This is a genomic window from Enterococcus sp. DIV0755f (assembly GCF_051713725.1).
GTDB lineage: Bacteria > Bacillota > Bacilli > Lactobacillales > Enterococcaceae > Enterococcus_D > Enterococcus_D casseliflavus.
In genome coordinates this window covers 2,671,251-2,683,791 of record NZ_JBIOQL010000001.1, presented here as the reverse complement: position 1 = coordinate 2,683,791, position 12,541 = coordinate 2,671,251, and the positions used below count along the sequence as shown (strand labels likewise).

Annotated in this window: 14 protein-coding genes; 9 read left to right on the top strand and 5 right to left on the bottom strand. The window is 43.4% G+C overall.

The window, feature by feature from the left end; translation table 11 throughout:
• Positions 1–208: 208 nt before the first annotated feature.
• The gene (locus IGI73_RS12380; protein WP_428206618.1) at positions 209–1,192 is read left to right on the top strand and encodes a LacI family DNA-binding transcriptional regulator; all 984 of its coding nucleotides are present in this window, start codon (positions 209–211) and stop codon (positions 1,190–1,192) included.
• Positions 1,193–1,465: 273 nt separating this feature from the next.
• Positions 1,466–2,233 (top strand): histidinol-phosphatase, encoded by a 768-nt coding sequence (locus IGI73_RS12375; protein ID WP_016608828.1) that lies wholly within the window; start codon positions 1,466–1,468, stop codon positions 2,231–2,233.
• Between the two features lie 69 nt (positions 2,234–2,302).
• On the opposite strand, the gene add is transcribed toward IGI73_RS12375, so the two are convergent.
• The 4 genes from add to IGI73_RS12355 form a co-directional block, all read right to left on the bottom strand.
• The gene (gene add, locus IGI73_RS12370) at positions 2,303–3,319 is read right to left on the bottom strand and encodes an adenosine deaminase (protein WP_428206617.1); all 1,017 of its coding nucleotides are present in this window, start codon (positions 3,317–3,319) and stop codon (positions 2,303–2,305) included.
• Positions 3,320–3,470: 151 nt separating this feature from the next.
• Positions 3,471–4,577, bottom strand: coding sequence for an alanine dehydrogenase (gene ald, locus IGI73_RS12365; RefSeq protein WP_428206615.1), 1,107 nt, complete (start codon positions 4,575–4,577; stop codon positions 3,471–3,473).
• Between the two features lie 148 nt (positions 4,578–4,725).
• Positions 4,726–5,448, bottom strand: coding sequence for a C39 family peptidase (locus IGI73_RS12360; RefSeq protein WP_016608824.1), 723 nt, complete (start codon positions 5,446–5,448; stop codon positions 4,726–4,728).
• A 100-nt stretch (positions 5,449–5,548) separates the two neighbouring features.
• On the bottom strand, positions 5,549–7,480 hold the full coding sequence (locus IGI73_RS12355; protein ID WP_428206613.1) for an ABC-F family ATP-binding cassette domain-containing protein: 1,932 nt from the start codon (positions 7,478–7,480) through the stop codon (positions 5,549–5,551).
• A gap of 217 nt (positions 7,481–7,697) precedes the next feature.
• Between IGI73_RS12355 and IGI73_RS12350 the strand changes: the two genes are divergently transcribed.
• Positions 7,698–8,372 (top strand): redox-sensing transcriptional repressor Rex, encoded by a 675-nt coding sequence (locus tag IGI73_RS12350; RefSeq protein WP_005228549.1) that lies wholly within the window; start codon positions 7,698–7,700, stop codon positions 8,370–8,372.
• Between the two features lie 93 nt (positions 8,373–8,465).
• Here the strand turns inward: IGI73_RS12350 and IGI73_RS12345 are convergent, their stop codons facing one another.
• Positions 8,466–8,828 (bottom strand): thioredoxin family protein, encoded by a 363-nt coding sequence (locus tag IGI73_RS12345; protein ID WP_413118469.1) that lies wholly within the window; start codon positions 8,826–8,828, stop codon positions 8,466–8,468.
• Positions 8,829–9,048: 220 nt separating this feature from the next.
• Between IGI73_RS12345 and IGI73_RS12340 the strand changes: the two genes are divergently transcribed.
• The 6 genes from IGI73_RS12340 to IGI73_RS12315 all read left to right on the top strand — a co-directional run bounded on the left by IGI73_RS12340 (position 9,049) and on the right by IGI73_RS12315 (position 12,534).
• Entirely contained in the window at positions 9,049–9,996 is a 948-nt protein-coding gene (locus tag IGI73_RS12340) for a permease (protein WP_016608821.1), read from the top strand.
• A gap of 3 nt (positions 9,997–9,999) precedes the next feature.
• Complete coding sequence (locus IGI73_RS12335) at positions 10,000–10,830, top strand: TIGR03943 family putative permease subunit (RefSeq protein ID WP_428206612.1); 831 nt, start codon at positions 10,000–10,002, stop codon at positions 10,828–10,830.
• Positions 10,831–10,975: 145 nt separating this feature from the next.
• Positions 10,976–11,242: an IreB family regulatory phosphoprotein gene (locus tag IGI73_RS12330; protein WP_005228556.1), complete on the top strand. Its 267-nt coding sequence runs from the start codon at positions 10,976–10,978 to the stop codon at positions 11,240–11,242.
• Positions 11,242–11,673 (top strand): Holliday junction resolvase RuvX, encoded by a 432-nt coding sequence (gene ruvX, locus IGI73_RS12325; protein ID WP_005234242.1) that lies wholly within the window; start codon positions 11,242–11,244, stop codon positions 11,671–11,673. Before IGI73_RS12330 ends, ruvX begins: the two co-directional genes overlap by 1 nt.
• Positions 11,674–11,695: 22 nt before the next feature.
• Positions 11,696–12,013, top strand: a complete 318-nt coding sequence (locus tag IGI73_RS12320) for a DUF1292 domain-containing protein (protein WP_005228559.1) — start codon at positions 11,696–11,698, stop codon at positions 12,011–12,013.
• Positions 12,014–12,117: 104 nt separating this feature from the next.
• A complete protein-coding gene (locus IGI73_RS12315) occupies positions 12,118–12,534 on the top strand; it encodes an NUDIX hydrolase (protein WP_074535507.1) in 417 nt (138 codons plus the stop codon).
• The last annotated feature ends 7 nt before the right edge of the window (positions 12,535–12,541 follow it).

Below are 12,541 nucleotides of genomic sequence, written 5' to 3'. Positions count from 1 at the left end.
TGCAAATTTTATCTAGCATAGAAAAGTTGTTTATGATGAGATATCATCTAAACAACTTTTTTATTTTCATAAAAATAAAAAATATGAGGTAAGATTTGTTATTATAGAATAAAAAGAAAGCATTTTAGATCGTTGCATTCGGATAATGGATCAAATGGAAAAGGATTTAATATTTACGAGACATGTAAAAGAGCGAAAGGAGGAACCAATGGCAAACATGCAAGACGTGGCAAAACTTGCCAATGTATCTGTGACCACCGTCTCACGAGTGATCAATAACAGAAAATATGTCAATGAAGAAACAAAGCAGATTGTGCTAGAAGCAATTCAAGCACTTGATTATGTACCAAATGAATTAGCACGGTCCTTTTATTACAATTCCTCAAAGATGATAGGCTTGCTGATCTATGATTTGAAAAATGATTTTTATAATCAATTTATTACCCGAATCGAGTCGCAACTGATTGAGAAAGGTTATAGTTTGATGATTGGTACCACACAAGGGAATCCTGAAAGAGAAACCTATTTTTTGAACTTGTTTCTCGCAAATAATATTGATGGGGTAATTTTATGTACCAACCTTTGTACGCAAGGTCCGTTGTTGCAAAAGGTTCTCAAATTACCTCTAGTGAGTGTGGGTAGAGTCCTTAGCGATGAAGTATCCTCCGTTTCTGCGGATAATACCTCAGGTGGACAGTTGGCAGCACAGATCTTAATCCAAAATCGTTGTCGCGAGATCCTCTTCATTAATGGGCCGAAGACATTACATTCCGTTCAAGAAAAATCGGCTGGTTTTTATCAAGTGATGGACCAATACCCAGAGATCCATGTTCACGAGGTCGTACTCGATTTTGTAAATGTCACGCAAACATCCTTTGATCAACTTTTTCATCAATGGCCTTCTATCGATGGCATTTTTGCGGCAAGCGATTTTTTGGCAGCCTGCGCTTTACGTTCCCTTCATTCACTGGATAAAAAGATTGGTGAAGCGATTCAGGTTATTGGTTATGAAAACACCAATGTTTGTCTTTGTACTAGCCCTTTGCTTTCGTCCATCGCACGACCTTTAGAGGAGATGGTGGATTGGACGACCCAGCTACTTTTTCAAGAGGTACAAGGAGACAAAACCGCACCAAGACACGTCCTGTTGAAAAATTCATTTGTCCCAAGAGAAACGACTCAATGGAAGTGATGGAAAAAGAAGCAACCGATTGCAGTTTTCTTTTGATTGTCTTGGGATAGCCGCAATTCTATAATGAAATGGACTGGAATAAATCCAGAATGAGGAAGTTGCTAAGTGATAGGTGTTGATAGCTAGTACTATTTTTCGAAAAAAATGGTTCCGCTTACAAAGGATTCTGTAAAATAGCGAACGGCTTGAAGGATAGCGCCTCAAGAAGAGTGTACCTAAAATGCGATCACAAAAACAAATTAACCTAAATGTAATAAGAAGGAGTGAATAACCATGTGGAAAGCAAACTATCATACCCACACAACTCGATGCAAACATGCACGGGATTCTGATGAAGACTATGTGATCAAAGCCATCCAAGCTGGCTTTAAGGAAATTGGCTTCGCTGATCATTGTCCCTGGCCCTTTGAGGATGGGTATGTCTCCCCCATGCGGATGGATGTTGCGCAATTGGAAGATTACGTTTCATCGGTGAAAAGCTTACAGGAAAAGTACCAAGGACAAATCGATGTGAAATTAGGATTAGAGTGTGAATATTTTGAAACAATGATCCCTTGGCTAGTTGCAGAGAAAGAAAGGCTGTCGATCGACTATTTGATTTTTGGCAATCACTTTCCTGAAATCGAAAGCAATCACTATTACGACCATACACCTGGGGATTCGGTAAAAGCGATCAAAGATTATCTCCGTGTTTCTTTACAGGGAATTGAATCAGAAATTTTTGCTTATATGGCACACCCAGATGTGTTCATGCGGGGCTATAAAACCTTCGATTCTCATTGTGAAGAAGTTGCCTACCGCCTATGTGAAAAAGCCAAAGAGTATCAGCTGCCGTTGGAGTATAATTTGGCAGGCTATACGAACGGTGGCTATCCGCATCCTGAATTTTGGAAGATCGCCAAGGAAGTCGGCTGCTCTTGTATTATTGGGATCGATGCCCACGAGAGTGCGGCTTTAACGAATACAGAAATTTACGAAAGAGCTCTTTTAGAAATCGATGCCTTGGGGTTAACACGGATCGATCGGCTCTTCTTTGCGTGAAGGAAAGAAAGATGAACGTTTTGGAAATAAAACATGGACGCCAGTGGGGATCACTAGCGTCCATGTTTATTAGAATTGCCATTCTTGAATTTTTTTCAAGAGTACCGCTTTGTCGGAAGCTTCCGCAAAGGAATGCTGAGCGGCAGTTTCGTTTAAGAAGCGCATCTCTGATTCGGACATGTCGCAATGATGAGCCATTTGCAGGTATTCATTGGTCAATGTCGTGTTTGAGACCGTTCGGTTATCGGTGTTCAAACAAAAAGGGATCTTGGCCTCCAGCCATTCTCTTAATGGGTATGCCGAGTATGTGGGAATCGCACGCGTATGAACATTGCTGGTAGGACAGCCTTCGATACAGCGATTTTGTTCTCGAACAAACGCTTGGGCAGTGTGATCTCCTTTTAAGGCGATGCCGTGGCCAATCCGTTGCGCACCGCTTTCGATGGCTTGATAAATGTTTTGCACACAGCCGCATTCGCCTGCATGTAAGGTCAGCTGGACACTTTGGTTCTTGAGGAACACTTGATAGCTGGCAGCTAAATCAGGGACGTACCCGTCTTCTTCTGGACCTGCCAGATCAATGCCGACGACTTTTTCATCGGTAAGAGCGATCGCTTCATCAAAAATCGCCGTAATAGCTGGTAGGTCTTCTTGACGCATCCCAATGACCAAAACATTGCCTTTGATTGGGTAGCGTTCTTCTGCTCGTGCGATGCCTTCGATCACGGCCTGGATGGTCTGGCTGCAAGTGAGTCCTTTGTCCATCGATAAGCTGGGAGCAAAGCGGATCTCAATATAAGCGACCCCATCTTGAGCGGCTTGTTCCATCACGTCATAGGCGGCAGCTGCTAACGCTTCTTGTGTTTGCAAGTACGGCCGAACGAAATCAAAGCAGCGAAGATAATCCCTCAGGTCATGACAATCTTTGGGGGCTTGCATCTGTGCTTTCACAGCTTCTATGTCTTGCTCGATCGGTAGTTCTTGCTGATTGGCGATGGCGATCAATGTTTCTGGACGAATGGAACCGTCGAGGTGGCAGTGAAGTTCTACTTTGGGAAATGCTTGGATTTGTTGTTGAGTAAGCACAGTGTTCCTCCTGTCTAGGTCGAATTTTTTTAAGTATGAATATAGCATACTTCCAAAGCCCATGCTACCCAAAAAAGGAAATTCTCATAGAAAGCAAAACAGCAGCCGCGAATTACTTGTGCGGCTGCTGGTTTTATTGTGGGAGAGTGACTCAAATCAATTCCGATAGATCGGTAAAAGGCAATGACAGATCGTGAGCGGCTTCTTTTGAAGTAAATGCGCCCTTATAGGCGATGACCCCTTTGGCAAGTGCCTGATTTTCTCGCAACGCTGCTAAAGGATCGTTCGCTAGCTGCTGGGCATACGGTAAGGTGGCAATGCTCAATGCGATGGTTGCCGTTTGCGGCACAGCACCTGGCATATTCGCGACTGCATAGTGAATAACTTCTTCCCGGATATAGGTTGGCTCGTCGTGGGTAGTGACTTTGTCTTCGGTCTCAAAAATTCCGCCTTGGTCAATGGCAATATCGACGATCACGGATTTTTCAGGCATCTGTTTCACCATGTCGCGGGTCACTAAGCACGGGGCTTTTTGTCCTGGCAATAAGACGGCTCCTACCACCAAGTCTGCGGATTGGATCGTTCGTTCGATATTCAAGCGATTGGAATACAAGGTTTGAACTTGACCAGAAAACTGTCGATCCAGCTCTTGTAAGCGTGGGATCGAAACGTCTAAAATCGTCACTTGTGCGCCTAGACCTACAGCGACTCTCGCGGCATTCTCACCGGCAACGCCACCACCAATGATCGTTACCCGACCTTGGCGGACGCCGGGAACACCTGAAAGCAAGATCCCTTTTCCGCCATATATTTTTTCGAGAAATTGTGCGCCGATTTGAACAGACATTCTTCCAGCGATCTCACTCATAGGCGATAGCAGAGGCAGGGTGCCGTTCGCCAGCTGGACGTTTTCATAAGCAACAGCGATCACTTTGCTGTCGATCAATGCTTGAGCAAGCTGTTGATTGGCGGCTACGTGGAAATAGGTGAATAAAACCAGTCCCTCATGTAAAAAGGGGTATTCTTCTGGTAAAGGTTCTTTGACTTTCATAACCAATTCAGAGGCCCAAACCTCTTCAACGGTAGTAATCGTAGCGCCGACTTCCTGATACGCTTGATCAGAAAAGGTTGATCCTGCACCAGCGCCTTGTTCAACGAAGACTTCGTGTCCGTCTTGGACTAACTCATAGACTCCCGAGGGCGGCAATGCCACACGATTTTCATTGTTCTTGATTTCTTTTGGGATACCGATTTTCATAGACTTCACACCTTTCTTTCTTCCATTATAATAGAAAGCGGATTCCTAAGGGGAGAAAGAATGGTTTTTTTATTAAAAAAGTAAGATCCAGTTGCTGCCTACGCCACGACAAAGAAAAAAGCCCCGAAAGGGGACTTTTTTTGATCAATCAGCTGAAGGTCCAAAAGCGTAAGCTTTGATTAGCGATTTCATCTAGTGTGTAATAGATAGCGTAATGGGATTTTTCTGGATCATCATTGGGATCTAAGACAAACACTTGATCGTCCATCATTCCACCTAAGACCATAATATGGCCGCCATCTGTAAATTCCCCTGGAGTCACAGAAACGATGACGGGATGATTTTGTTGCAAGTAAGCTTCAACGCTGGCTAGATCTGTGCCGAGATCATAATAGTTGTAGCCGTTTGCATCGGCAAAGTCAGAAAAAATCCGCCAGTCCGTTCCTTGGCCGTCAACGTAATAATGATCTCCTGCCCAATCAAGGACTTCTAGTGGCGAAATGGGATAGCCTTCAAGATAGGATTGAACCATCGCAAGAGAAGCAATCGCACAGCCGTTTTCTGCTAAGGTTTGGCTGCCGTCATTGCCATAGGATCTATCGGCCCAATCTTCGTTCGTCTGCAAGAAAATCGGTGTCGTGATGTCCATTTCCCATAAATAAGCATTGATGTCATCACTAAAGATAGCCTGAGAATAAACATATTCGTCGTCATAACTCTCATCATAGGCAACGACGGTATGCACGTGTTCGGACAACTCTCCGTACAACACGTGATGAGAGATTCGATTGAACCCTATCCAAATCAACACCAATCCTGCCAAAACAACCATTGGCCGACGCTTTCGATAAACATCTGTCTGTTTTTGCATTTTTCCCTCCTTGTTTTACGAATCGTACGTATTCATCCTGTTCTTTTAAGTAAAACAAAGGAGGGGGCGCTTGTCATCGGCCTACAGACTGATTCCTCGATCAACTGTCAAATGCTTCTAGTTCTAAGCTAGTATTTTCCCATGCTTCTAATAGGGCTTCTTGTTCAGTGCGGGCTTGTTCTAGTGCTTGATTCAACGCGGTCAATTTAACATGATCATTCAACGCATCTGGTGCGGTCATGTCTTGCTCCAGTTGTTGGATCGTTTCTTCTATCGTGGCAAGCTCTTCTTCGATTTGGGCGACTTTTCGCTGTAAGGTTCTAACGGCTTTTTGCTGTTCTTTGCTTTGGACAAAGTTTTGCTTGCCTGCTGAGAGGGTGGTTTCGGTTGTTTTTGTTTCCAACATTGCTGCGATCTCAGCTTCTTCTTGTTTCTTTTCTAAATAATAATCGTAATCGCCTAGATAGAGCTTGCTGCCGTTTTCAGACAGTTCCACGACCTTGGTGGCGATTCGATTGATAAAGTAGCGGTCATGAGATACGAAGAACAAAGTGCCTTCATAATCGATCAGCGCATTTTCTAAGACTTCTTTGCTGTCGATGTCTAAATGGTTGGTTGGCTCATCCAAAATCAAGAAATTGTCATGGTCCATGGCTAATTTTGCCAAAGCGACACGGGCTTTTTCGCCACCGCTTAACAGCGTGATCGGCTTTTCAACATCTTCTCCCGAAAATAAGAAGCTGCCTAATATATTGCGAATCTCGACTTCAGGTGTGGTACTGTGGTCATCCCAAAGCTCATGGAGGATCGTTTTGGTTGAGTGCAGATCGGATTGGGTTTGGTCATAGTACCCGATTGAGACATTGGCGCCAAAATGGACCTTTCCTTGAATAAAGGGGATTTTATGAATCAGCGATTTCAGTAAGGTTGATTTGCCGATCCCATTCGGTCCCACTAAAGCGATCGCATCTTTGCGCCGAACATCTAAGTCGATGGGCGCCGATAAGACTTCTTCTTCAGAATAACCGATAGCGGCATTTTCTACTTGCATCACAACATTTCCTGAAGGCTTTTCAATGGAAAAAAGGAAGTGGGCGGATTTTTCATCTCCTTGCGGGCGATCCAGCCGATCCATTTTCTCTAATTGCTTACGGCGACTTTGCGCGCGTTTGGTGGTAGACGCACGGACAAGGTTGCGGGCAACAAAGTCTTCCAGTTTATTGATTTCTTCTTGCTGCTTCTCAAAGGCTTTCCATTCACTTTGCAGTTGCTCCGCTTTCAGGGTCAAATAGCGGCTGTAATTGCCTTTGTAGTGGCGCATTTTTTGGCGACTCAGTTCGTAGACTTCGTTGACGACTTTGTCTAAGAAGTAACGGTCATGGGAAACGATCAGCAATGCACCGGCATATCCTTGCAGATAGTTTTCTAACCAAGATAACGTTTCGATATCTAAATGGTTGGTCGGTTCATCCAGAATCAAGATATCAGGTTTTTGCAGCAGCATTTTTGCTAATGCCAAGCGGGTTTTTTGACCACCAGAAAGGGTATTGATTGCTTGCGTGTAAAAAGAAGGATCAAACTGAAAACCGTGCAAGACGGAGCGAATCTCATTTTCATAGCCATAGCCGTTTTTTTCTGCAAATTCATGCTGCAATTGGTCGTATTCTTTCAGGAGATTGCCAGAGTCAGCAGCAGGATCTGCTTCGGAGATGGCGATCTCTAAGCTACGCATGCGCTGCTCCATCTGTCGAACCGTTGCAAAAGCGCCCAGCATTTCTTCCCAAACAGTGGCCTGACTAGCAAGTCCGGTATCTTGAGCTAAGTAGCCCATCGTAGCGGTCTTGTTTTTAGCGATCGTTCCTTTATCAGGACTTTCGAGTCCAGCAATAATTTTCAGTAGCGTTGATTTACCAGCACCGTTGCGCCCAACAAGCGCGATTCGGGAATTGCTGGCAATTTCTAATTGGATATTTTCAAATAAAACCTCGGCTCCGAAAAGACGGGCGATTTGGTTGGCTTGTAATAAAATCATGTGTATGTCATTCCTATCTTTAAGAAACTTGTCTGTATCAAGGTTGCAATACTACAAGTCTATCATATTTTAGGGGAAACGGCGATTGGGAAAAAGTTTGATTTTACCATTATAAAATTTATATTTCAAATTATGAGCATTCAAATTGATTTTTGAACAATGTATTTGTTATGATAGCTTCATCACAAGTGAATTTTTCACAATGGGGGAGTATTCTTTGAAAGATCATCAAATTCCAAAGGCAACAGCGAAGCGATTGCCTTTATATTATCGTTACTTGCGTATTTTGCACCAAGCTGGCAAATTAAAAGTTTCTTCGACCGAACTAAGTGAAGCTGTTCAAGTTGATAGTGCGACGATCCGCCGCGACTTTTCCTACTTTGGTGAATTAGGAAAACGCGGCTATGGCTATGACGTTGAAAGCTTGATGCAGTTCTTTGCGAAGACATTGAACGAAGACCACATGACGAATGTAGCTTTAGTCGGTGTCGGAAACTTGGGGAGCGCCTTGTTGAAATACAAATTTCACCAAAGCAACAGCATTCGGATCAGTGCCGCATTTGATGTCAACGAAGATCTAGTTGGTCGAATCGTAGATGGTGTGCCGGTCTATCCAATGGATGACATGAAGGAACAAGTGAAGATCCAGCAGATCGATGTGGCTATTTTGACGGTTCCCGCACAACATTCACAAGATTTAGTGAACGAGCTTGTGAAAGCTGGCATTAAAGGAATCTTGAACTTTACACCTGCACGGATCACTGCACCAAAAGGCGTGCTGATTCAAAACGTTGACTTAACCAATGAATTGCAAACATTGATTTATTTCTTGCATTCAGGCAACGTCTTGTCCCATGAAGAACCAGTAGAAGAACCATCACTAAGCGAATAATCGCATCATATAAATAGGAACCAACAAAACAGCTGCCAGATCGTAGTATATACAACGATCTGACAGCTGTTTTTTGCTTTTTCACCACTGAACTTACTCGTCTAACTGGTCAAAAAGTGATTCGTAGGAATCTTGCTCTTCAACGCTTGTGAGCGCTTCTTGATACCGCAAGATTTGTTGAGTCAAACGTGTGAAATCGATGATGCGGGCTTCACGATGCACTTCTTTCCCATTCGCGAACAAGAGGACGACGGGAACCGTCAAGACCGAAAATAAACTGGCTGCTTCTGGCTCTGCCAGCGTGTTGATGGTAAATAGGGGGAGTTGCTGGGTTTGTGCCAGTTTTTGGATGCGTGGTTTGTCCGCAACACAAATACTGCAATTCGGTTGAGAGAGATAGAGTAGTGTCAACGGTTGTTGGGCGAGCTGCTCTTGGATCGGTTGATTTTTTTGCATAAGTCATTCCTCCATGGAAAATGTACGCTGTTCTTGAGGAAAAGTCAAAATATCTGCTAGCAGCTGATCGCTTAGGTGAGTAAGAAGGATTCAAAGATAAGGGAAATCTAAAGCAACGATTAAAAAAATAGGCTGCTTTAAAAAAAACGTTGTATAAAAAAAGGAAAAAACGTATAGTAATTCCAGCGTTTCGAATTTATTGATAAAGAAGGTTAAAGTTATGTTTCAGGCATTACCGAATTCTGTCCTGCAAATGAGTGTTATTTTTTTATCTATCGTCATTGAAGCCTTGCCGTTTGTCCTATTGGGCTGCTTGATCTCAGGTGCCTTACAAGTCTTCTTGACGCCAGAAAGAGTCACGAGACTCTTACCAAAAAACAAATTGGCATCGATCACAGTTGGTTGTGGTCTGGGGGTCTTTTTTCCTTCCTGCGAATGTGGGATCGTACCGATCGTTAATCAGTTCGTAAAAAAAGAGGTGCCAGTGTATACGGCGTTTGCCTTTATGCTGACTGCACCGATCATCAATCCAATCGTGATTTTTTCTACATTCATTGCCTTTGGAAATTCCGCGAAGTTCGCTTTTTTGCGTGTACTGGGCAGCTTATTGGTCGCAATGGTCGTGGGGATCTGGCTGGCGTATTTTAACAAACAAGAGATCTTAAAAACACGGCTTGCCAATCAATTAAGTGGCGGGAATGAGCAGGCAGCTCACCCACACCATCAGGGGCATGATCACGCCCACCATCAAACGGAAAAGAGCAGTCATCCGCTCCTTCGGCAGATTCGTCATTTGCTGCAGCATAGTTTGGATGAGTTTTTCGATACTGGGCGTTATTTGATCATTGGTGCGTTGATCGCCTCAGCGATGCAGACCTATCTGCCAACTGGTTTGATGCTGACATTAGGCTCCACGAAGCTGTTAGCGGTCTTCGTCATGCTGTTGTTGGCACTAACGTTATCCCTATGTTCCGAAGCAGATGCCTTTATCGGCTCTTCGTTGTTGAGTTTATTCGGCACTGGACCAGTCGTCGGTTTCCTGGTTTTTGGTCCAATGGTAGATATTAAAAACCTGTTGATGATGAAGCGGTACTTTTCGGGGCGTTTTATCGCTTCTTTAGTTGGATTAGTCGCAATCGTCGTTTCAATTTATGCATGGGTGGTGTAAAGAATGGTTCGTTTTTTGATCTTATCAGGCTATTTTGAATTGATGATGTACTTGCAAGTGACGGGCAAACTCAATCAGTTTATCAACATTCATTATCGCTATCTCGCTATCTTATCCATGATCATTTCTTTATTATTGGCTTTGGTCCAGATGTATTTTTGGGTCAAACAAGAGCCTGAGCATCATCATGACGATGAGCATCAGCATGGATTGGAGAAAAAACACCAACGAGTGATTGCGTATTTTCTATTAGCCTTACCGATCATCGTGGGTCTCTTTTTCCCCACCGTTAGCTTGGATACGACGATCGTTGAAGCAAAAGGGTTTAATTTCCCCCTAAGTGAAGAATCTGTGGGGGATCCAGAAATGACGACCCAATATCTGAAACCCGATACAAGTCTTTATTTTAACAAAGAAGATTACGACACTCAGATGGATGCAGCATTGGCACGTTACGCCAAAGATGAGACAATTGCGGTAACGGAAGAAAATTACTTGGAAGTCATGGAGTTGATCTATACGTACCCGAGCGAATTTATTGGCAAGAAAATCACCTATGATGGATTTGTGTACCATGCAGATCAAGATGATGCCAATGAAATCTTTTTGTTTCGTTTTGGCATTATCCATTGTGTGGCTGATTCAGGCGTTTTTGGCTTGCGAGTGGAATTACCGCAACAAACAACGGCAGAAAATAACCAGTGGCTTCATGTGGAAGGGACGATCCAATCGAAGTACTATCAACCCTTCAAACGGGACTTGCCGATGGTGGTAGCAGACCAAGAGAAGACGATTGAAGCACCAGAAAACCAGTATGTCTATCGCGCTTTCTAGCTTTTTTTAAGAAAGTTCATAAAAACATCATAAACCTTTGTTATAATGGAGAAAATCTAAGCATATGTTTGTAGTTTTATCAAACGTTTAGTACAATATAGTAGGAACATATGCTAAAATCTATACAAAAGAGAGGTGTCGTGAAATGGGTTTTACAGATGAAACAGTTCGCTTTGATTTTGATGATAGCCGTAAAAAAGAAGTCAGCGAAACATTAGCTATCGTCTACCGAGCATTAGAGGAAAAAGGATACAATCCGATCAATCAAATCGTCGGTTATCTCCTTTCTGGCGACCCGGCTTACATTCCTCGTTATCGGGATGCCCGGAATTTGATTCGTCGTCACGAACGGGATGAGATCATGGAAGTTCTGATCCGTTATTATTTAGGCAATCACGGGATCAACCTATAATGAGAATCATGGGATTGGATGTTGGTTCGCGGACAGTCGGCGTGGCGGTCAGTGACCCAATGGGCTGGACAGCACAAGGGATCGAGATCATTCGCATCAATGAAGATGAAGGCAATTTCGGTTATGATCGACTTGCTGAATTGGTGAAAGAATATGAAGTCTCACGTTTTGTGGTAGGACTACCTAAAAATATGAATAATACGATCGGACCTAGAGCGGAAGCTTCTATGGCTTACGGCGCAGCGATCGAACAGCAATTCGGTTTGCCGGTCGTTTACCAAGACGAACGTCTGACGACCGTTCAAGCAGAACGAATGCTGGTAGAACAGGCGAATACATCGCGTGCCAAACGAAAAAAAGTGATTGATAAATTAGCAGCAGTCATGATTTTGCAGAATTATTTAGATGGTGCTGGGAAACAGCTGTTTTAATTTACAGAAAAGAGGAAAATAAATGTCAGAACATACACACGATCATAACCACGATCACGATCATGAAGGACATGAACACATTACTTTAATCGATGATCAAGGAAATGAAACCTTATACGAAATTCTATTAACGGTTGACGGTACGGAAGAATTCGGCCGCAACTACGTCTTGCTTTATCCAGCAGGCGTACCAGAAGAAGAAGACGTTGAATTACAAGCGTACGCTTATATTGAAAACGAAGACGGTTCTGAAGGTGAATTAGAACAGATCGAAACAGAAGCAGAATGGGATATGATTGAAGAAGTCTTCAACACATTCATGGCGGAAGAAGAAGAGTAATAAGTTGCAAGTGCTGACCCTTTCCATAAGGGATCAGCACTTTTTTTGATTTAACGACTGTTTATTTTAGAAGCATGTCTGCTTTTTTGAAAGGAATGAGGAAAATGAGTAACGTAACGATATTCGAGCTTGAAAAGATTGCAGAAGAGCAGCTAGTTTTTGCCGTGATCATCAGCAAGTACCAAGAAAAGTTCGTCTATGTCAAACACAAAGAACGAGACACATTGGAGATCCCTGGAGGCAAGCGAGAACTAGGAGAAAGCATCACAGAGTGTGCCGCCCGTGAATTAAAAGAAGAAACAGGCGCTAAGCACTTTACCCTAGAGCCGTTATTTATCTATGGGGTAGAAAAAGACGGGGAGACCGATTACGGCTTGGTGTTCGAAGCCCAGATCACGGACTTGCAGGATGAATTGACCTCAGAGATCGAAGCAATCTATGTAATGGCAGAGCCGCCTGCCAACTGGACATATCCAACGATTCAGCCGTTGTTGTTGGCAGAATATTTCTCACGAACATAAAAATAAT